This is a genomic window from Streptomyces sp. BA2 (assembly GCF_009769735.1).
Taxonomy (GTDB): Bacteria; Actinomycetota; Actinomycetes; order Streptomycetales; family Streptomycetaceae; genus Streptomyces.
Genome location: NZ_WSRO01000002.1, coordinates 7,812,844 through 7,833,504, shown reverse-complemented (window position 1 = coordinate 7,833,504; position 20,661 = coordinate 7,812,844). Strand labels below are relative to the sequence as shown.

The window sequence follows — 20,661 nt, the reverse complement described above, 5'->3', positions numbered from 1 at the left end:
TCTGCTTCGGTTTCGACACACGGTCATTCTCCGCCTAGGCGTGCTGATTGCTGACCGACACCGTCTCCCCCGTCATGTACGAGGAGTACTCACTGGCCAGGAAGACGATGACGTTGGCTATCTCCCACGGCTCGGCATGGCGCCCGAACGCCTCGCGCGCGGTGAGCTCTTCGAGCAGCTCCGGCGAGGTGACCTTCGCGAGGTGCGGGTGCATGGCGAGGCTCGGCGAGACCGCGTTGATCCGTATGCCATGGGGCGCGGCCTCGACGGCGGCGCAGCGGGTCAGGGCCATGACGCCCGCCTTCGCCGCGGCATAGTGCGCCTGCCCGGCCTGGGCGCGCCAGCCGAGCACCGAGGCGTTGTTCACGATCACGCCGCCCCGGTCGGCGGCCCGCATGCGGCGCAGGGCGGCGCGGGTGGAGCGGAACGTGCCGTTCAGTGTCACGTCGATGACTCTGTCCCACTGCTCGTCGGTCATCTCGGTGAGCTCGGCGGTGCCGCCGAGTCCCGCGTTGTTCACGACGACGTCAAGGCCGCCGTGGCGCCGCTCGGCCAGGTCGTACAGAGCCTGCACCTGGGCTTCGTCCGTGACGTCGCACGGCGCCCCGTCGACCCGGTCGGCGCCGAACTCCCCGGCCAGCGCCTCCACCGTCTCCTGGGTGCGGCGCGCGTGGGCGTCGCCTATGACGATGCGGGCGCCCTCCTCCAGAAAGCGGCGGGCGGTGGCGCCGCCGATGCCCGCTCCGGCCGCGGCGGTGATGACGGCGGTGCGGCCCGCGAGCAGACCGTGCCCCGGCACGTACGTGGGCGCGTCCATGCTCGGCCCCCTTAGCTCTCGACTCGCTCTCGACGGCTGACTCGACTCAGGGTAATCTACCAAACACTTGTTAGGGAAGGCCGGGACCGGAAGACCGCTGGAGAAGAACCGCAACCGAAGAGGTGGGCCACTGATGGACCTCGACTTCACCGCCGGGGAAGGGGAGTTCAGGCAGCGGGCGCGTGACTGGCTCGCCGGGCATGTCCCCGCCGGGCCGCTGCCCTCGCTGGAGACGCGGGAGGGTTTCGCGGCCCACCGCGCCTGGGAGGGCGAGCTCGCGGCCGACCGCTGGTCGGTGGTCTCCTGGCCGGAGGAGTTCGGCGGGCAGGGCGTCGACATCGTCAAGTGGCTGGTGTTCGAGGAGGAGTACTTCACCGCGGGCGGCCCGGGGCGGGTCTCGCAGAACGGCATCAACCTCCTCGCACCGACCCTCTTCGACTTCGGCACCGACGAGCAGCGCGCCCGGGTCCTGCCCCCGATGGCGCGCGGCGAGGTGATCTGGGCGCAGGCCTGGTCCGAGCCGGAGTCGGGTTCGGACCTGGCGTCGCTGCGCTCCACCGCACGCCGCACGGACGGCGGTTGGCTGATCAGCGGGCAGAAGACCTGGTCGTCGCGGGCCGCGTTCGCCGACCGCGCGTTCGGCCTGTTCCGCAGCGACCCCGCCATCGACTCCGCCAAGCCTCACCGGGGCCTGACGTATCTGATGTTCCCGCTCGACGCGGACGGCGTGACCGTCCGCCCCATCGGACGCCTCGATGGCAAGCCCGCGTTCGCCGAGCTCTTCCTCGACGACGTCTTCGTACCGGACGAGGACGTGATCGGTGAGCCGGGCCAGGGCTGGCGGATCGCCATGTCGACGACGGGCAACGAACGCGGCCTGACGCTGCGCTCCCCCGGCCGCTTCGTCGCCACGGCCGACCGCCTGGTGCGGCAGTGGCGTGCGCACGGCGACCCCGCGGACACCGCGCTGCGCGACCGGGTCGCCGACGCCGTGATCGGGGCCCGCGCCTATCAGCTGTTCACCTGGGCCAACGCGTCGCGCTTCGCGGCGGGCGAGACGATCGGCGCGGAGTCGAGCCTGAACAAGGTCTTCTGGTCGGAGTACGACATCGCGTTGCACGAGACCGCGCTGGATCTCCTGGGCCCGGAGGGCGAGTTGACCGACGGGGAAGGCGACGGCCACGGTGAATGGGCCGAGGGGTACGTCTTCTCGCTCGCCGGGCCGATCTACGCGGGCACGAACGAGATCCAGCGCGACATCATCGCCGAGCGGCTGCTCGGACTGCCGAAGGGACGCCGCTGATGAGGTTCCTCCTCGACGACGAGCAGCGCGAGTTCGCACGCTCGCTCGACGCGATGCTGACGGCGGCGGACACCACCGCGGCCGCGAGGGCGTGGGCCGTGGGGGACCGCGCGCCGGGGCGTGCCGTGTGGGGACGTCTCGCGGACGCGGGAGTGTTCGCCCTTGCCGTCCCCGAGGAGTACGAGGGCGTGGGACTGCTCCCGGTCGACATGGTGGTCGCCTTGGTGGAGTTGGGGCGGCACGCGGTGCCCGGTCCGGTGGTCGAGACGGTCGCGGCGGGCGCGCTGCTGGCCCGCCTCGCCGAGCTCGGCGAGGCGGCCCCGGCCAAACGGCTCCTGCCGTCCTTGGCCTCCGGGGAGGGCCTCACGACGCTCGCGCTCCCCGAAGGGGGACCGTTCGCGCTGGACGCGGACGCGGCGACGCTGCGGCTGACCGCAGCGGACGGCGAGCTGCGCCTGGCCTCCGGGCACGCGCGCGTGGAGCGGTCGTTGGACCCGGTGCGGCGCCTCGCCCGGCTCAGGCCCGGTGAACTCCTCGCCTCGGGCCCAGCGGTGACGGAAGCTTCCCGGTACGCGGCCGACTGGGCCTCGCTCGCGACGGCCGCGCAGGCCTTGGGGGTCGGGCTCGCGTTGCTCGACAAGACGGTCGCGTACGTGAAGCAGCGCACCCAGTTCGGCACGCCGATCGGCGGCTTCCAGGCGGTCAAGCACCGGCTTGCGGACGTCCTGATCAGCCTTGAGTTCGCCAGGCCGCTGCTGTTCGGGGCGGCGTTGACGCTGGAGACGGCAGATGTGGCCGCGGCGAAGGCGGCGGCGGGCGAAGCCGCGTACGGCGCCGCGCGGGCAGCACTGCAACTCCACGGGGCCATCGGCTACACCGCGGAGTACGACCTGTCGCTGTGGCTGACGAAGGCGCGGGCGCTGCGCGGTGCTTGGGGCAGCCCCGGGGAGTGCCGCCGGCTGGTGCTGGCCGGGGGCCAGGGCAGTTGATCGCAATCCATCGGTACATACGATCGGCGGCATGGCACTGCGACTTGTGAACGTGAACTTCAAGGCTCGGGACGACCAGGCGCTCGGCCGGTTCTGGGCGGAGGCGCTCGGCTGGGGCATTTCCAGCGAGGGGCCCGGCGTGACCAACGTCGAACCCGAGGGCGTCGTCTGGCCGGACCCCTCCGCCATCTGCGTCGACGTCGTCACTGTCCCGGACCCCGAGACGGTGAAGTACCGCGTGCACCTCGATCTCGCCACCACCTCTCCGGCCCATCAGGCGGAGCTGGTCGCGCGCCTGAAGGATCTCGGCGCGACGCCCGCCGACGTGGGCCAGGGCGACGTCCCGTGGACGGTACTCGCCGACCCGGAGGGCAACGTCTTCTGCGTGTTGGAGCCCCGGGAGATGTACCGGGACACCGGGCCAATCGCCGCGCTCGTGGTCGACTGCGCCGACCCGCGGGCCATGGCCCGGTTCTGGGACGAGGCGATGGACTGGACCCTGCACGAGGTGAACGACGATCACGCGCGGCTGCGTTCGTCCAAGGGCGTCGGCCCGTATCTGGAGTTCCTCCGCACGTCCGGCGCGAAGACCGCGGCGAGCCGCGCGCATCTCGACGTGGCGCCGTACACCGGTGACGACAAAGCGGCGGAGGTGGCCCGGCTGCGGGCTCTGGGTGCCACCGTCGCCGACGTCGGCCAGGGCGATGTGCCGTGGACGTGCCTTGCCGACCCTGAGGGCAACGACTTCTGCGTCCTGTCCCTGCGCTGACGCGGAGCTTCACCACCTGCGGGTCGTGCGAGGGTTCCTCGGCATCAACGCCGTGTGTCAGGAGCAGGCGGTTCCAAGTGCCGTCGGTTCGGGTGAGGTTCGTGCGTCGCGTCCCCGGGCGCGGACCGGGCGATCCCATGCTGGACATGGCCAAGTCGCCCTGCCCTCCGTGTCGACGGCCTGAACTGGATCGTGCGTGCGAGTGCGCGCGCCCCTTTGTCGCTGCGATGATCAAACGCACTGGTGAGGAGAGCGAAAGGGGCAGCACGTGCGCGTAATCGGGCTGATGTCGGGGACTTCGTACGACGCCATCGACGCAGCGGCGGCCGACCTGACGATCGACGGCGACCGCCTGCTGCTCTCCCCGCTGGGCCTGATCACCCGCGGGTACGACGAGGAGCTGCGGACGGCGCTCGGCGCCGCGCTGCCGCCCGCCGCCACCACGCTCGCCGACATCTGCCGCCTCGACACCCGCATCGGCCAGGCCTTCGCCGCGGCGGCGGCCGAGGCGGACCGCGAACTGTGCGACCGGCGCGCCGAGTTGGTCGCGTCGCACGGGCAGACGGTCTACCACTGGGTGGAGGACGGCCAGGTCCACGGCACGCTGCAGATCGGACAGCCCGCGTGGATCGCCGAGGCGACGGGGCTTCCGGTGGTCGCCGACTTCCGCCCACGTGACATCGCCGCGGGCGGCCAGGGCGCGCCCCTGGTCAGCATCGTCGACCGGATGTGGCTGCGCGGCAGGCCCGGCGCCCCCGCCGCGCTGAACCTCGGCGGCATCGCCAACATCACCGCCCCGGACGGCACCGCCTTCGACACGGGCCCCGCGAACGCGCTCATCGACGCCGCCGTGCGCGAGTTGACGCGTGAGCGGCTCACGTACGACGTCGACGGCGGGATGGCAGCGCGCGGCAGAGTCGACGAAGGCCTGCTCGCGGTCCTGCTCGGCGAGCCGTACTACGCGCGTCCCGCCCCGAAGACCACCGGCAAGGAGCTCTTCCATCTGCCCTATCTACGGGCGGCGCTCACCGGGTACAAGCCGTACGAATCCCTCGCCCCGGAGGACGTCGTCGCCACGCTCACCCGCCTGACCGCCCGCACGGTCGCCGACGCCGTCAGGGCGGTAGGCGCCTCCGAGGTCATCGCCTCCGGCGGCGGCACGCGCAATCCGACGCTGATGGCGTTCCTGCGGGCCGAGTTGGGGGCCGGGTCGTCGGGGGGCAAGGTCCCGGTGCGCACCTCCGACGAGCTCGGACTGCCGTCCGCCGCGAAGGAGGCGTACGCCTTCGCGGTCCTCGGCTTCCTGACGGCGCACGGGCTGCCGGGGACGGTGCCGGAGAGCACGGGGGCCCGGCACGCGAGCGTGCTGGGGTCGATCACTCCGGGGCGGTCCGGGGTGCGGGTGCCCGCTCCTGAAGGCGGCGGGCCGGTGCGGTTGGTGGTGGACGGACAGAGCCAGTGAATCCCCCGCGCCCCCGGGCGAGTACAGCGGCCCAGCTGTGGCCTCGTACCGGCCCCCTCTCATCCCACTTTCACCGAATGCTCATACCCTGACGCCCATGACCCAGGTAACCCCTCCCGGCTGGTACCCCGACCCCGGCCAGACAACTGACGGCCCCCGTACCGAACGCTGGTGGGACGGGAGCGTATGGACGGACCAGGTCCGCGCGGTGGGATCCGCCGCCGGGTGGGGTGGTTCCGCCCCGACGGACGCCCCGGGCGCGTATCCGGCCTACCCCTCCTATCCGGGACAGCCCACCGCCCCTCGGCGCGGCCTTCGTACAGGCATAGCCGTGGGCGTGGCCCTCGTGGTGCTCGCCGGGATAGGCGGCGGCGTCTACTTCCTGACCGCCGACGACGACAGCGGGGACAGCGACAGCGCCGCCAACCCCCCTTCGTCCTCCGCCCCCTCCAAACCCGGCGCGCCCCAGGACCCGCAGGACCCCGGGCAGACCCAGCCCCCCGGCGAAAACCCCTCCGCGCCGCCGTCGGAGGAGGGCTACGCCACCGACATGGCCAGCGGCATCAGCCTCCCCGTGCCCGACGGCTGGACCGGCGCGACAGGCCAGACCGGCGGCGCCTCGGTGAGCGTGGACCCCTACCCGTGCCCCGGCGAGGCCTCCAAGACCTGCTCGCGCGGCGGCGCGTACTCCTCACCCGCCAAGGCGTTCAAGATCGACGCCAAGACCGCGGAGGCGGCCGCCAAGGCCGACATCTCCGTCAACGCCAAGGAGTCCTACGGCGGCAAGACCTACGGCAAGATCACCTCGCACAAGGAGCTGGAGTCCAAGGCGGTCACCGTGGCCGGCCAGAAGGGCTACCTCGTGCGCTGGAAGGCCGTCACGGAGAAGAGCGACGACGGCTACGTCCAGTCGCTGGCCTTCCCCTCCCCCGCCCAGAAGTCCAAGATCGTCATCGTCCGCTTCGGCATCGACGTCAACGACAAGTCCCCGAAGCTGTCCGTGATGGACGAGATCACCGAGGGGATCAAGGCCGCGTCGGGCGGCGGCAACGGCAAGGAAGTCTGACGGGGCCCGTGAACGTCGGGGCCGGGCGGGCGGAACCACGAGGATTCCGGCCGCCCGGCCAGGAGCGGCCACGCCACCCCCGTCCCCACGGTGCGGCGCGGCAGGCAGATCGGGGCCCGTCATCCACCGGGCCCCGGTCCACGATCAGGTGGGTTCGGTCAGCCCCTGTCCGGTCAGACCCTGTCCGGTCAGACCCGGTTCGGTCAGCCCCGGTTCGGTCAGACCCAGTGCGGGCAGCACGCACGCCTCCACGAAGTCGGAGAGGTACTCCTCGTCCGCGCTCTTGCCCTCCAGGACCGGCCTGGCCCGGACCACGCCCATGAGCTGAGCCGTGATGAACCGCGTGGCCGGGTGGTCCGCGGCGATCTCACCCCGGGCCACGCCCCGCTCGACCAGGTCGTCAAGCGCCCGCGTCTCCGGCTCCACCAGCGCTTCGCGCAGCGCGCTGCGCAGATCCTCGTCCTGAAGGACCGCGTGACTCAGCGCCTGGACCAGCATGCTGTCCCGGGTCGACCACTCCCCCGCCGCCCGCGCCGCCTCGCGCAGATCGCCGGCGAGCGTGCCGGTGTCGATGCCCGCGAACCGGACGCAGCGGTTGGCGCGCAGCGCGGCGGCGACGAACTGGGGCTTCGTCTTCCACTGGCGGTAGAGCGTGGACTTGCTGCACCGGGTAGTGGAGGCCACGCCCTCCATGGTCACGGCGTCGTACCCGCACTCGCGGAGCTGGTCGAGAACGGCGTCGTAGAACTCCTGCTCACGCTCAGGCGTGATCTTGGAACGGCGCGACGAGCCCACAGGGTCCACTGCGCTTGCGTCTGCTGCCCGGTCCGGCGACGTCATGGCTCTTCTCCTCGGTGCGGCGGCTTCGACCGACCCTATCGATACGCCAGTGTACCGGTACGCTCCCGTATCGGTACACTGGCGTATCGATGAGTGGGGCCTTCCTCACTCGCTACCCGCACCACCCAGTCATCACGTAAAGGGGCCGGGGGATGGAATCCCGAACCGAGCCTGCCGAAAGGGAACCGGACATAGCCGTCCGGGAGCCGGACACATCTGCCCGACCGCCCCTCGTCCGCGAGCTCCTCCTCGTCGTAGGACTCTTCCTCGTCTACAAATTCGGCAGGCAGCTGGCCAACGGCCACACCGGTGAGGCCTTCCGCAACGCCCACCACGTGTGGGACGCCGAGCGCACCCTGCGCCTGCCGGGCGAGGGCGCCGTACAGGACGCGCTGCTCAGCGGCGACACCCTGGTGCACATCGCGAACGCCTACTACGCGACCGTGCACTTCCCGGCCACCGCGCTGTTCCTGATCTGGCTCTACCTGCGCCGGCCCCGGCACTACGTGTGGAGCCGCCGGGTGCTCGCCGCGCTGACCGCGGCGGCCCTCGTGCTCCACCTGACCTTCCCGCTGGCGCCGCCCCGGATGCTGGCGGCCACCGGTCTCGTGGACACCGGGCAGGTGTACGGGCCGACCGTCTACGGCGCCACCCCGCAGACCGACTCGATGGCGAACCAGTTCGCCGCGATGCCGTCCCTGCACTTCGGGTGGGCACTGATGCTCGCCGTCGGACTCATCGTCGCCACTTCCTCGCGCTGGCGGTGGCTGTGGCTGCTGCATCCGCTGATCACCCTGCTCGTGGTCGTCGGGACCGCCAACCACTACTGGCTCGACGCCCTCGCGGTGACCGCGCTGCTCGGCATCGCGCTCGCCGTGATCAAGCTGCCGGATCCCGCACGCTCGCTCGTCGTACGGCGGCACGCACCCGCCCCCGAGCCGGCCGCCCCCGGGGTCCGGCGATGAACGCCACCCTCCTCGCCGTCGCGCTCTCGCTCGTATCGGCCGCCGCGTACGCCTGTGCCGCCGTGGCCCAGGAACGCCTCGCCGCCCGCATCACGGGCACCGGCGACGGCTTCCTGCGGCTGCTCGGCAGCGGCGTGTGGTGGTCGTCCGTCGGGCTCAACGCGTCGGCGGCGCTGCTCCACGTGGCGGCCCTGAAGTACGGTCCGCTCACCCTGGTCCAGCCGCTCGGCGCGCTCACCCTGGTCGCCGCCGTGCCGCTGGGCGCGCGGCTCGCGGGGCGGCGCGTCACCCCGCTGGAGTGGCGCGGCACGGGGCTCACGCTCATCGGCCTCGGCGCGCTGCTCCTCACCGCTTCCGGGCCCGCGCCCGACGACACGCTGACCCTGACGGAGGCGCTGGCCGTCGCGGGCGTCACCATGGCCGTGATCGGCGTCCTCTCCCGTCCTGGTACGCGGCCGGGGCTGCGTCACGCGACCGCTTCCGGATTCGCTTCGGGCGTCGCGTCCGCGCTCACCCAGACCGTGACGGTCGCCGCGACGGACCGCTCGGGCCCGCTGCTCGCCCCGCAGGTGATCGTCGTGGCGCTGCTCGTGGCCGCGTTCGCCGTGGGCGGCCTCTTCCTGTCCCAGACCGCTTACCGCGGGGGCCTCGGGGCACCCCTGGCAGTCGTCACCCTGGCCAACCCGGTGGCCGCCGCCGCCATAGGCCTGACCCTGCTCGGCGAACGGCTGCAGGGAGGCGTGGCCGGCCTGTTCCTGGCGGCAGGGGGTGCGGCGATCGCGGCGTACGGAGTGGTGGTGCTGACCCGGTCACCGCGGGACGAGGTGCACTCGCGGACGCCTGCCGAGGACTTCCTGCCGTCCATCCCCGACCAACCGGAACCCGCCGCCCTGCACCTCTCAAGCCCCTGAAAGGGGGCGCCCCGTAAGGGGCGGGGAAGAAACGGCATCGGCGCCCTGGATCCAGGGCGCCGATGCCGTCCGTTTCCGTGAGGAACAACCTCACCCGAAGCCGCGTGAGTCCTGCTTCAGCGCCGTGTCGACCGTCAGGGCCGTCGCCACGACGAGGCTCAGGAGCGGCTCGGGCAGCTGGTAGTGGATCTGCAGGACGTAGTTGTCCGCGGTCGTGAACATCGTCTTGGCGAGGCCTTCCCAGGTCTTCGTGATCCGGGCGACCTCGTTGTCCGCGTGGTCGACGATCGAGAAGTTCCAGGCGCGCCAGTTCTCGGCCTTGATCGCGCCGGCCTGCTGGCCGTTCACCATGATCGCGAAGTTGATCTTCCCGATCATGTTCTGCTGGACGATCTCACCGATCGGCTGGCCGTCCGCGCGCTCGACGATGACCCGCGACTTCATGAACTTGCGGGGGCGGGTCAGCTGGAGCACGGGCTGGCCGTACGCGTCGCGGATCTCCAGCTTGTGCGTCATGAACTGGTCGATGCTGGAGACGAAGCGCGCGACCTTCTTCAGCGTGCTCTGCCCGACCTGGACGACCGAGCCGAGCGTGTTGCCCGCCTGGTCCATGACGCTGTACTCGTTCGTCAGCTCGATGAGCTTGGCCTTCTGGTTCACCACGAGGACCGGCTCGGTGAAGAGCGAGCCGCCGCCCTGAGCCGTGGGCGTGACGCCCGCCTGCTGCTGAACCTGACGCTGCACCTTGGCCGGGTCGGCGGCCTGCGGGGCCGCCTGCTGCGGGTGACCGTACTGGGCCTGCTGCGGAGCCTGCTGCTGGGCGGGCTGGCCGAACTGCCCTTGCTGCTGGCCGTATTGAGCCTGCTGCTGGCCGTACGGGGCCTGCGCCTGCTGCTGAGCAGGCTGCGGCTGGGCCGGTTGGGCCTGCTGCGGGACCTGCTGCGGGACCTGCTGGGCCTGCGCGGGCTGACCGCCGGCCTGCTGGTCCGGGCTGGTGTGCTGGGTCCACTGGGAACCGTCCCACCAGCGCAGCAGCTGGGGCGCGCCCTGGGGGTCGGGATACCAGCCTGCAGGAGTGTTCGAATGCGTTGTCACCCGGGCACACTACCCCGCGGGCGGGGGCGGTCCGCCAGCCCTTCGCGGACCCTGTGACGTCGGACTCACCGGCGGGCTCACTGGCGGACTCACCGGCGGAGACAGGCATCTTGCGATGGTCGGCTGAGTCCACCGTATGAAGGCTGGTCCGCCCCAGTGATCATTTTCGAGCGGTGGAGTGCCGCGCCGTCTTCGCGGTCGGCGCCGCCGATTGACTGAGCGCACGTGGCGCGGCCGCAGGCGCCATCTCCCTTATGCCTGTGAGGAGTAGTGCATGTCGCAGCTCACCGATCCCGTCCCGGGTGCCGTGTTCCCACGTCTCGGGTGGGTCGACGACCTGCTTCTTCCGGCGCTCTCGGCGGCGGTGGCCGCCCTCCCTGAACCCGAGAGGAGAGTGGCCCGCTACCACCGCGGGTGGTGCGACGCCGAGGGGGCGCCCGTGCCGGCGGTGCCGAGTCGAAGCAAGGCGGTCCGGCCTGCGCTGACGCTCCTCTCCGCGGTGGCGGTCGGCGGCGACGCCCGGTGCGCTCTGCCGGGCGCGGTGGCCGTCGAGCTGGTGCACGACTTCACTCTCCTCCACGACGACGTCATCGACGGCGACGCCCTGCGCCGCCACCGGCGGGCCGCGTGGTCGGTGTTCGGCACTCCGTCGGCGGTCCTGACCGGTGACGCTCTCCTTGTCGCCGCGATGCGTGCCGTCACCGAGACGCCCGCCCCTGTCGCGGCCGCAGCGGTGCAAGAACTCGTCCGGGCCATGCTCGAACTGGTCGAGGGCCAGAGCCTCGACGTGGCTTTCGAAGAGGCGTCCGAGGTGTCCGTGGCGCAGTACCTGACCATGGCCGAGGGCAAGACCGGATCGCTGATGGGCTGCGCCTGCGCACTGGGCGGCGTCCTCGCAGGCGCCGACGGCGAACGGGTCCGCGGACTGCGGGAGTTCGGCCGCTGCCTTGGCGTCGCCTTCCAGTGCGCCGACGACCTGCTCGGCATCTGGGGCCGCACCGCGCGTAGCGGGAAGCCGGTGGGAGCGGACCTGGCGGCGCGCAAGAAGTCACTTCCCGTGGTGGCGGCCCTTGCCGGAACCGACTCGGCCGCGGACCAGCTGCGGGCCCTGTACGGCTCGCCGCACCCACTCGGGGAACAGGACATCGCCCTGATGCGCGAACTGGTGGAGAAGGCAGGCGGCCGGCAGGCAGCCGAGCGGGAGGCGCACCGCCAGATGTCCGCCGCGCTGAGGGCGTTGTCGTGTGCCCGGCCGACGGCGGACGCCTACCGGCAGTTGCAGGAGATCGCCTGGGCGATGATCCGCAGGGACTCCTGACCAGGGGCTGCCCACAGACCTGACCAGGGGCTGCCCCAAAGAGGAGCGGCGCGCGGGCGTGACTTTGGCCCGGGTGGGCCGTTGTCCGTGCGGTGGCCGTTTTGTGGCATCTGCCCTGCTGTGGCGTGGCGCGCGAAACGGAACGTGGTGAAGAAACGCGGGGATGTCGTGCAGCAGACCGAGCCAAGTCCAGACCTCCCGGGCGATCTTCCGGCCGTTTCCGCCTACGGGCTGCACGTGGCCCGTGGCAGCCAGACGATTCTGTCGAACGTCACCTTCACCATCCCCCGCGGTTGCGTCGTCGGCCTGCTCGGTCCCAGCGGTTGCGGGAAGACGACGCTGCTGCGTTCCGTGGTGGGCGTACAGCAGGCAACGGCGGGCCACGTCCAGGTGCTTGGGCACGCGGCCGGCGCCGGGCAGCTGAAGACCCGCGTCGGCTATGTCACTCAGGCCCCCTCGGTGTACGCGGACCTGACCGTCCTCGAGAATCTGCGGTACTTCGCCGCCGCCCTGGGGATGCGGGGCTGGCGTCGAGAGGACGCGGTGGTCCGCGTGGTCAAGGAGGTCGACCTCGCCGACTACGCCGACAAGCTCGTCACCCGCCTCTCGGGCGGCCAGTACTCACGGGTCTCGCTCGCCGTCGCGCTCCTGAACAAGCCCGCCCTGCTGGTGATGGACGAACCGACGGTCGGTCTCGACCCCATGGTGCGCCGGGAGCTGTGGGTGGTGTTCCAACGGCTGGCCGCGGAGGGCACGACGCTGCTGATCTCCAGTCATGCCATGGACGAGGCCGACCGCTGCGACCGGTTGCTGTTGATGCGCTCCGGTCGCCTCCTTGCCAGTGCGGACCGGGCCACGCTCCTGGGGCACACCAGATGTACGGATGTGGAAGAGGCGTTCATGCACTTGGTGCAGGCCTCCGCCACGGCCGACGCACGCGCCCGGCAACGGGCCGCCGCACAGAGCCTGTTGACCGACGTCCCCGGGCTGCTCGACCAGGCGTCGGCGCCCGAAGCCGAGCGGGCCTACTTCGCCACGGACGCCCGCTCGTGAACCACTCCCGTCTGGTCGACCGGCTGCCCTTCTCTCCCACCATCACCGGTGCGACAGCTCTGCGCGTCCTGCAGCAGATCTCGCGCGACAAGGGCAGCACCGCCTTGCTCCTGGGCATTCCCTGCATGCTGATGGTGCTGCTCAAGCTGATGTTCCACGACTCGGAGTCCACCTTCGAGCGAGTGGGCCCCCAGGTCTTCGGCATCTTCCCGGTCATCGTGATGTATCTGGTGGCGTCCGTCTCCACCCTGCGAGAACGCACCACCGGCACCGCCGAGCGACTGCTCACCATGCCGGTAAGGCGACTGGACATCGTGCTCGGCTACAGCCTCGCCTTCACCTTCCTGGCACTGGCCCAGGCGGTGCTCTCCACCCTCCTGTCCATCGGACCGCTGGGCCTTGACATCAAGGGCCCCGCCTACCTGTTGATGGTCATCGCCATGCTCGGCGCGTTGCTCGGTCTGGCCCTGGGGCTGCTGGTGAGCGCCTTCGCCCGCAACGAGTTCCAGGCGGTGCAGTTCCTGCCGGCGGGCGTCCTGCCGCAGTTCCTGGTGTGCGGGCTCTTCGTGCCGCGCGACCAGATGCAGGGAGCTCTGTCGGGCGCGGCGCAGCTGATGCCCATGACCTACGCCGTCCAAGCCGCGGGCGAGGCCGCCAGGCATTCCGGCGTCACCGGCCTGTTCATCAGGGACGCCTTGCTGATCCTGGCCTGCGTGATCGTCGTGCTCGTCGCGAGCGCCGCCACCCTCAAGCGGTGAGACCGGCCGGGCACAGACGAACGGCCTCCCCCCGGTCATCCGGGAGGAGGCCGCCGCGGCCCGGAACGCCCCTAGTCCTCGAGGTCCCACCGGAAACCGCCCGAGACGGCGCCCTCGCGCGGGACGTCGAACGGCCCGACGTGCAGGGGCTCTTCGTCGTGGTCGTGATCGTGGTCGTGGTCGCCGGGTACGGGGTAGCCGCCCGGGCCCGGGTAGGTCACGGCCTGGGGCGGCAGGGACGTGGCGGCGGCGGTTGCCGTGCCGCCGGCCGTCAGGGCGAGAGCGGCGAGCGACACAACAGCGAGACGACGAAGACGCAACGACATCAGAGTCCTCCTACGGAAAGAAAGGGAAATGCAGGGAGAGTGAACGATTTCAGCCTAGTAGTTTCGCGACTGGCACCGGGCCAGACGATGCCGACTTTCTCGAAGCTCACCGAAAAAGGGAAAGCGAAAAGGGAAGAAAGAAAAATGATGACCGGAAAGGCCGGACGGTGCGCCGCGTGATGTATGTCCTTGCGTTGCTGCTGCTCTGCGCGCCGTCGGCCCGGGCCGAACCCCGTGATCCCGGACCGCCGCCCTACCCCGTCGCCGCTGGCGACCCGCAGGACGACATGGCCGACGAGATCAACCAGCGCCGTACCGAAGCGGGATGTCCGCGAATCCGGCTGCGGCACTCGCTCAACCGGGCCGCCCAGGGACACAGCGCCGACATGGCCCGCCATGAGCGGCTCACCCACAGGGGGCACGACGGGAGCCGTCCGGCCGACCGGATGCGCGCGGCCGGCTACCGGCCCGCTTCCAGTGGCGAGGTCCTGGTCGTCGGACCGACCACCGCGGGTGCCGCCGTCGAGAGGTGGATGGACAGCCCCCCGCACCGGGCCATCATCCTCGCCTGCCGCTACACCCACGCGGGCGTCGGTGTGGCGGCAGGTGACAACGGCCCGTGGTGGGCGGTGGATCTGGCCGCACCCCAATGAGTCAGCCGAGGTCCCGGTCCCACCACCAGGCGACGCAGGGCGCGTTCTCCACCGGTCCCGGACGGTGGTCGGACGGTTCATCGGCCCACGTGATGTTCGCGTCCTCCGTCTTCTCCGGCCAGTGGCCGAGGCTGAGGTAGCGGGGGACGCGCATCCCCCACTCGTTGTTTCCGCGCACGCCGTACCGCAGACCCTGCAGGTACGTCGCGAGGTCCGCCCCGGCGGCCGGCCTGACGCGGTCGTGCAGCTGGAGGAAACGTCGCAGGATGCGATCGCGCAGCGCGTTGGCCTGGTGGACGGCCTCCTGAAGCGGGACTTCCCGCTCGGCCATGAGCACGGTGTAGATGTTCTGGTCGGCCTGGCTGTGGCTCATCTCCTTGTGCAGCGAGTGCCGGTCGTTGTCGAGGGAGGCCACCATGGCCGCCATCTCGGTCAGCGCCCGCACCGCCGGGTGATGGAGCTCCCGGTCGGGCACCTCGGCTCCGGTGGCCAGTTCCAGCAGCGCCATCGTGGGGAAACCGCCCGCCGACAACAGCCGCATCGCGAGGAATTCGTCGAGACCCGGCATGCGGCCAAGCGCCTGGTTGCCGATCTGCCAGGACACTCCCGACAGCCAGGCCCGGTGTGCCTGTACGAAGCGGTGCACCTGCGTGGGCGGGGCGAAGGAGCGGAAGCGACGCATGATGTCCTGCAGGGCTCCGATGAACCGGTCGTCGGCCGAAGCCGAGTCGGTCTCGCATGCCCGCTGCACCAACCCCGCCAGGGCGTTGAACTGAGCGGGGCGTCCGCTCAGCGGTCCGCTGTCACAGCGCGCGTCGTCGAACCCGAAGCCCCAGTAGACCCACAGGACGGCCGCCAGCAACCGGTCGTCGTCCGCCACGGGAGCGAAACGGGCGAAGAAGTCAGCGCTGTGGGTCGCCACGACCCACGCCTTCTCCTTTTCCGACGCGCACATACCGCTGGTCCCGATCCATTCCACGGCTCGCTTTTCGATGTCCCGGACATGGGGGTGCAGGGAGGATTCCAACGGGCAGTAGAGCGGCGGAAGTTCCACTTCGGACAATCGCAATTCCATGGCGACATGCACCTTCCGGCGAAAGGACGAGGGATGGGGGATGAGGGATGAGTCACGATCATCTGCGACCTCCTGCGGCGACGCGACGAGACGTGCCCGAGAGCCGACCGCATCCATCAAAGGAATGGCGGCAGATACGCCGTTGACTTCGCGCCCCGCGGCTACCCCTTAGATCACACTTTCGGCACGCCTGTGACCAGGGGCAACACCCGTCGTTGAGGCAAGCATGCGATCTCGTACCTTTCAGCGTGCCGTTGTCCTGCTCGTAGCTGTCGCCGCCCTGCAGAGCGGTGCGTCAGCCGTCGCCGCCGACCCAAAGCCCGGCGGTAAGTCAGCCTCGGTCGACCCTCTCAAGCCGCTCGCGCAGGGCGCGTCGGCGTTCGCCAGCATGGCCGCGCCCTTTGTGAACGCGGCCAGCGACGTCATGTTCCCGAGGTCATAGAAGCCGCCGAGGGAGAGCGGACCCCGGCGCGACACGATCAGCCGGGGTCGGCCGCCCGGACGCGGACCTCGGTCTCCAGCCGGGCCCCGCTCTCCCTCAGCTCAACCGCCCCGACGCGCCCCGCGGCACACACATCGGCCTCCGCGGCCCTGAAGCGCTCCAGGCTCACCCGCGGCCCCGTCACCACGAGGCCCGCGACCTCCGCCCGCATGGACAGCCGCGCCTCCGACTTCGCCCTGCGGATCGCCGCGATGACCTCCGAAGCCGTCGCGAGGACCTGCGCGTCCGCTCCGGCAGGGACCTCAGGAGTGGGCCACGCCGCGCGGTGGACGGAGCCCTGGGCGTACCAGGACCACACCTCCTCCGTCACGAACGGCAGGACCGGCGCGAACAGCCGGACCAGCGCGTCGAGCACGGCCCGCAGCGTCACGCGCGCCGACTCCGTTCCCGCGCCCGCCCCTTGGTCGCCGTACGCCCGCGCCTTCACCAGCTCCACGTAGTCGTCGCAGAAGCTCCAGAAGAACCGTTCCGTACGCTCCAGCGCCCGCGCGTAGTCGAAGTCGTCGAAGGCCGCGGTCGCCTCCTCGACGGTCGCGGCGAGTTCGGCGAGCACCGCCCGGTCGAGCGGGTCGGTGACCGGAGCCGCCGGTCCGTCCCCGGCCCCGAGGCCAAGGACGAACTTGCCGACGTTCAGGATCTTCGTCGCCAGGCGGCGGCCGACCTTCATCTGGCCGACGTCGAACGCCGTGTCCGTGCCGGGCCGCCCGCTCGCCGCCCAGTAGCGGACCGCGTCGGAGCCGTGCCGGGCGAGCAGGTCCCCGGGCGTGACCGCGTTCGACTTGGTCTTCGACATCTTCTTGCGATGCGGGTCGAGGATCCAGCCGGAGATCGCGGCATGACGCCAGGGCAGCTCCCCCTGCTCGGCGTGCGCGCGCACCACCGTCGCGAACAGCCAGGTACGGATGATCTCGTGGGCCTGCGGCCGGACGTCCATGGGGAAGACCCGCGCGAACAGATCCGGGTCCGAGCGCCAGCCGCCGGCGATCTGCGGGGTGAGCGAGGACGTGGCCCAGGTGTCCATGACGTCCGGGTCGCCGGTGAAGCCGTGCGGCACGCCACGCCGGTCGTCCTCGTATCCGGGCGGCGCCTCCGCGCTCGGATCGACGGGCAGGGCGGAGGCGTCCGGGACGATCGGGTGGGCGTAGTCCGGCTCGCCGTGGGCGTCCAGCGGATACCAGACGGGGATCGGCACGCCGAAGAAGCGCTGCCGGCTGACCAGCCAGTCGCCGTTGAGGCCGCCGACCCAGTTCTCGTAGCGCACCCGCATGTGCGGCGGATGCCACGCCAACTCACCGCCGCGTGCCAGGAGTTCGTCCCGCAGCCGCTCGTCGCGGCCGCCGTTGCGCAGGTACCACTGCCGGGTGGTGACGATCTCCAGGGGCCGGTCGCCCTTCTCGTAGAACTTCACGGCGTGCGTGACGGGCCGCGGCTCGCCCTCCAGTTCACCGCTCGCCCGCAGCAGCTCCACGACACGCTCCCGCGCGGTGTGCGCCGTGGCGCCCGCCAATTGCGCGTACGCGGCGACGGCTCGTGCCGATTCGACTCCGCTCGGCGGCTGGGCGAGGAAGCGGCCGTCCCAGCCGATCACCGCTCGTGTGGCGAGCCGCAGCTCACGCCACCAGGTGACGTCGGCCGTGTCGCCGAACGTGCAGATCATCGCGATCCCCGTGCCCTTGTCCGGAACAGCGGCGCGGTGCGCCACGACCGGCACACCGACGCCGAAGAGCGGGGTGCGGACCGTCGCGCCGATCAGGTCCTTGTGGCGCTCGTCATCAGGGTGGACGACCAGGGCGACGCAGGCCGGGAGCAGTTCGGGCCGGGTGGTGTCGATCGCGACCGGCCGGCCGTCCGGGCCGTGGAAGGTGAGCCGGTGGTAGGCGCCGGGCCGCTCCCTGTCCTCCAGTTCGGCCTGCGCGACGGCCGTGCGGTAGGTGATGTCCCACAGCGTGGGCGCCTCGGTGATGTACGCCTCGCCGCGCGCCAGGTTGTTGAGGAACGCGAGCTGCGCGGTGGCGCGCGCCTCGGTGCCGATCGTCCGGTACGTACGCGACCAGTCGACGGACAGGCCGAGCTGCCGCCACAGTTCTTCGAAGGCCTTCTCGTCCTCGATGGTGAGCTGCTGGCACAGTTCGATGAAGTTCCGCCGGGAGACGGGGAGTTGTTCCTTACCCGGCTTCTCGGGCGGCCGGAACGACGGGTCGTACGGCAGCGCGGGATCGCACCGCACCCCGAAGTGGATCTGGACGCGGCGTTCCGTCGGCAGGCCGTTGTCGTCCCAGCCCATCGGATAGAAGACTTCCTTGCCGCGCATGCGCTGATAGCGGGCGACGGTGTCGGTGTGCGTGTACGAGAAGACGTGTCCGACGTGCAAGGAGCCGCTGACCGTGGGCGGCGGGGTGTCGACGGAGAAGATCTCGTCCCGCGTCCTGGAGCGGTCGAAGGCGTATACGCCCGCCTCGTCCCATCGCCGCGACCATTTCTCTTCGAGCCCGTCGAGAACAGGCTTGTCGGGGACGCCGTCCGCGCATGTGCGATGGGGGGATGTCATGCCTCCGCATGCTATGCGCGGGCAGGATCTGACGGCCTCCTGTTTTCGACGGCAGGCGCGCGAAAGGGCCGCCGCCGGAGCTGTGGTCCGGCGGCGGCCCTTTGGGGGAGTCAGGCGGAGACGATCGCCGGGTCGCTGACCCCGGCCCGGCCGGTCTCCACGTGCCCGGCGTAGCGCCGCAGGAAGGTGGCGTCCGCGTCGGACTTCACCGTCACGTCGTACCAGCGCTTGCTCGCCCGCAGGTCGACGGTGTGCTCGACGGTGCTGCCCGCCTTCACCTTGAAGGTCTGTGCCGCGCCGCCGTAGCCGTTGGAGACGCTGAGGTTCACGTCGGCGCTTCCCGCGTTCTTCAGGGTCAGGTTGAGGTTGCCGGTCGCCTTGTCGTGGCGGGCGGTCACCTCCGGGCCCGCGGTCTTGCCGGGCCCCTTGAAGACGCGCAGGAAGCCGTTCGGGCCGAACACCGACAGGTCGTACGCACCCTTCGAGTACGCCGTGTTCCAGGTGTCGGAGATCTTCTTGCCTGCCTCCGTGGTGTACGTCCAGGGGCCGTCCGTACGGTTGTTGGAGCGGACGTGGAAGCAGGCACCGGCCGCGTCGCCGCCGCTGAAGGTGAGCGTGAACTTGCCGTCGGCGGGCGCACCGGCTCCGTCCACCAGCGGCGCGTACGGCAGCGGGCGCGCGGGCCGGGAGCCGGACTCCTGCTTGGGCAGGTTCCCCTTCGCGGGCGCCTTGGGCACGTAGTCGGGGTGGCGCTCGTTGTCCGGCGGCTCATAGGCGTCGGTGTCCGGCAGCTGCGCCGGGTCGGTGTCCTTGCCCGCGAAGTCGAAGGCTGACGTGAGATCACCGCAGATGGCGCGCCGCCACGGCGAGATGTTCGGCTCGCGCACGCCGAAGCGCTTCTCCATGAACCGGATGATCGACGTGTGGTCGAAGACCTCGGAGTTCACGAATCCGCCGGTGCTCCAGGGCGAGACGACGACCATCGGGACGCGCTGGCCGAGGCCGTAGTGTCCTGCGGCGTACTGCGCGTTGCCGGGGAAGTAGTCGAGGGCCGTGTCGACGGTGGACAGGCCCTGGTTGGCGTCCTTGGGGACGTACGGCGGGACGACGTGGTCGAAGTAGCCGTCGTTCTCGTCGTACGTGATGAAAAGGGCCGTCTTCGCCCACACCTCGGGGTTGGAGGTGAGCGCGTCCAGGACCTGCGCGATGTACCAGGCGCCGAAGTTCACCGGCCAGTTCGGGTGCTCGGTGAAGGCCTCGGGCGCGGCGATGTACGAGACCTGCGGCAGCTTGTCGGCCTTCACGTCGGCCTTCAGGAGGTCGAAGTAGCCGTCGCCCGCCTTCACGTTCGTGCCGGTGCGCGCCTTGTCGTAGAGGGGGTCGCCGGGCTTGGCGTTGCGGTACTTGTTGAAGTACAGCAGCGAGTTGTCGCCGTAGTTCCCGCGGTACGCATCGTCTATCCAGCCCCACTTTCCGGCCGCGTCCAGGCCGTCGCCGATGTCCTGGTACACCTTCCAGGAGACCCCGGCCTGCTCCAGGCGCTCGGCGTACGTCGTCCAGTCGTAGCCCGCCTCCTGGTTGCCGAGGATGGGGCCGCCGCCCTTGCCGTCGTTGCCGACGTGGCCCGTCAGCATGTAGTAGCGGTTGGGGTCGGTGGCCCCGATGAACGAACAGTGGTAGTCGTCGCAGACGGTGAACGCGTCGGCCAGGGCGTAGTGGAACGGAATGTCGTCGCGCGTCAGGTACGCCATCGTCCGCTCGGACTTGGCGGCGATCCAGTTGTCGTACTTGCCGTTGCCGACGGCGCTGTGGCCGCCCGCCCAGTCGTGGTCGAGGCCCGCGATGAACTGCATGCCGAGGTCCTCGGCGTCCGGGTGGAAGGGCAGCACTTCCTTGCCGCCGCCGGACTGGTTCCAGACGGGTTTACCGCTGGGCAGGGTCACCGGGCGCGGGTCGCCGAAGCCGCGTACGCCCTTCATGGTGCCGAAGTAGTGGTCGAAGGAACGGTTCTCCTGCATCAGGACGATGACGTGCTCGACGTCCTCGATGGAACCGGAGCGGCGCTGGGCGGGCAGAGCGACGGCGCGGGCGATGCTCTCGGTGAGCATCGCGGAAGCTGCGGTGCCGCCGGCGATCTGCATGAACCGGCGCCGATTGAGTTCTGGCATGAGTGGATTCGACCTCGTGATGTGGGGTGTGGGGGACGTGAGC

General features: G+C 70.8%; 19 protein-coding genes. 12 read left to right on the top strand and 7 right to left on the bottom strand.

All coding sequences use genetic code 11. The features are described 5' to 3' along the window. Positions 1–34: 34 nt before the first annotated feature. Entirely contained in the window at positions 35–817 is a 783-nt protein-coding gene (locus E5671_RS37780) for an SDR family oxidoreductase (RefSeq protein WP_160508577.1), read from the bottom strand. A 133-nt stretch (positions 818–950) separates the two neighbouring features. On the opposite strand from E5671_RS37780, the gene E5671_RS37775 reads away from it, so the two are divergent. The 5 genes from E5671_RS37775 to E5671_RS37755 all read left to right on the top strand — a co-directional run bounded on the left by E5671_RS37775 (position 951) and on the right by E5671_RS37755 (position 6,406). Then, positions 951–2,120 carry an acyl-CoA dehydrogenase family protein gene (locus E5671_RS37775; RefSeq protein ID WP_160508575.1) on the top strand — a complete coding sequence of 390 codons (1,170 nt, stop codon included), beginning with the start codon at positions 951–953 and terminating at the stop codon, positions 2,118–2,120. Continuing rightward, positions 2,120–3,109, top strand: a complete 990-nt coding sequence (locus tag E5671_RS37770; protein WP_160508573.1) for an acyl-CoA dehydrogenase family protein — start codon at positions 2,120–2,122, stop codon at positions 3,107–3,109. Before E5671_RS37775 ends, E5671_RS37770 begins: the two co-directional genes overlap by 1 nt. Positions 3,110–3,140: 31 nt before the next feature. Then, the gene (locus tag E5671_RS37765) at positions 3,141–3,878 is read left to right on the top strand and encodes a VOC family protein (RefSeq protein WP_160508571.1); all 738 of its coding nucleotides are present in this window, start codon (positions 3,141–3,143) and stop codon (positions 3,876–3,878) included. Between the two features lie 268 nt (positions 3,879–4,146). Beyond that, entirely contained in the window at positions 4,147–5,340 is a 1,194-nt protein-coding gene (locus tag E5671_RS37760; RefSeq protein ID WP_160508569.1) for an anhydro-N-acetylmuramic acid kinase, read from the top strand. 97 nt (positions 5,341–5,437) lie between these two features. Beyond that, entirely contained in the window at positions 5,438–6,406 is a 969-nt protein-coding gene (locus E5671_RS37755) for a DUF2510 domain-containing protein (protein ID WP_160508567.1), read from the top strand. A 144-nt stretch (positions 6,407–6,550) separates the two neighbouring features. Here the strand turns inward: E5671_RS37755 and E5671_RS37750 are convergent, their stop codons facing one another. Continuing rightward, positions 6,551–7,246: a TetR/AcrR family transcriptional regulator C-terminal ligand-binding domain-containing protein gene (locus tag E5671_RS37750; protein WP_160508565.1), complete on the bottom strand. Its 696-nt coding sequence runs from the start codon at positions 7,244–7,246 to the stop codon at positions 6,551–6,553. Positions 7,247–7,398: 152 nt separating this feature from the next. Here E5671_RS37750 and E5671_RS37745 point away from each other — a divergent pair, with 152 nt between their 5' ends. Continuing rightward, entirely contained in the window at positions 7,399–8,211 is an 813-nt protein-coding gene (locus tag E5671_RS37745; protein ID WP_160508563.1) for a phosphatase PAP2 family protein, read from the top strand. Beyond that, entirely contained in the window at positions 8,208–9,122 is a 915-nt protein-coding gene (locus E5671_RS37740; protein WP_160508561.1) for a DMT family transporter, read from the top strand. The genes E5671_RS37745 and E5671_RS37740 overlap by 4 nt, the downstream gene beginning before the upstream one ends. 90 nt (positions 9,123–9,212) lie before the next feature. Here E5671_RS37740 and E5671_RS37735 read toward each other — a convergent pair whose 3' ends face one another. Next, entirely contained in the window at positions 9,213–10,217 is a 1,005-nt protein-coding gene (locus E5671_RS37735) for a phospholipid scramblase-related protein (RefSeq protein WP_160508560.1), read from the bottom strand. Between the two features lie 274 nt (positions 10,218–10,491). On the opposite strand from E5671_RS37735, the gene E5671_RS37730 reads away from it, so the two are divergent. From E5671_RS37730 to E5671_RS37720, 3 genes are all read left to right on the top strand, one after another. Beyond that, complete coding sequence (locus E5671_RS37730) at positions 10,492–11,535, top strand: polyprenyl synthetase family protein (RefSeq protein ID WP_160508558.1); 1,044 nt, start codon at positions 10,492–10,494, stop codon at positions 11,533–11,535. A 168-nt stretch (positions 11,536–11,703) separates the two neighbouring features. After that, entirely contained in the window at positions 11,704–12,588 is an 885-nt protein-coding gene (locus E5671_RS37725) for an ABC transporter ATP-binding protein (RefSeq protein ID WP_443032755.1), read from the top strand. Further along, complete coding sequence (locus E5671_RS37720) at positions 12,585–13,346, top strand: ABC transporter permease (protein WP_336605962.1); 762 nt, start codon at positions 12,585–12,587, stop codon at positions 13,344–13,346. The genes E5671_RS37725 and E5671_RS37720 overlap by 4 nt, the downstream gene beginning before the upstream one ends. Positions 13,347–13,417: 71 nt before the next feature. Here the strand turns inward: E5671_RS37720 and E5671_RS37715 are convergent, their stop codons facing one another. Next, on the bottom strand, positions 13,418–13,672 hold the full coding sequence (locus E5671_RS37715) for a hypothetical protein (protein ID WP_160508554.1): 255 nt from the start codon (positions 13,670–13,672) through the stop codon (positions 13,418–13,420). Between the two features lie 179 nt (positions 13,673–13,851). On the opposite strand from E5671_RS37715, the gene E5671_RS37710 reads away from it, so the two are divergent. Continuing rightward, positions 13,852–14,325: a CAP domain-containing protein gene (locus tag E5671_RS37710; RefSeq protein ID WP_237330887.1), complete on the top strand. Its 474-nt coding sequence runs from the start codon at positions 13,852–13,854 to the stop codon at positions 14,323–14,325. Position 14,326: 1 nt separating this feature from the next. Here the strand turns inward: E5671_RS37710 and E5671_RS37705 are convergent, their stop codons facing one another. Further along, a complete protein-coding gene (locus tag E5671_RS37705) occupies positions 14,327–15,400 on the bottom strand; it encodes a terpene synthase family protein (RefSeq protein ID WP_202121420.1) in 1,074 nt (357 codons plus the stop codon). Between the two features lie 226 nt (positions 15,401–15,626). Between E5671_RS37705 and E5671_RS37700 the strand changes: the two genes are divergently transcribed. Next, on the top strand, positions 15,627–15,842 hold the full coding sequence (locus E5671_RS37700; protein ID WP_160508550.1) for a hypothetical protein: 216 nt from the start codon (positions 15,627–15,629) through the stop codon (positions 15,840–15,842). Between the two features lie 37 nt (positions 15,843–15,879). On the opposite strand, the gene valS is transcribed toward E5671_RS37700, so the two are convergent. Beyond that, positions 15,880–18,450, bottom strand: a complete 2,571-nt coding sequence (valS, locus tag E5671_RS37695; protein WP_160508548.1) for a valine--tRNA ligase — start codon at positions 18,448–18,450, stop codon at positions 15,880–15,882. Positions 18,451–18,560: 110 nt separating this feature from the next. Next, positions 18,561–20,618: a phosphocholine-specific phospholipase C gene (locus tag E5671_RS37690; RefSeq protein WP_160508546.1), complete on the bottom strand. Its 2,058-nt coding sequence runs from the start codon at positions 20,616–20,618 to the stop codon at positions 18,561–18,563. Between the last annotated feature and the right edge of the window lie 43 nt (positions 20,619–20,661).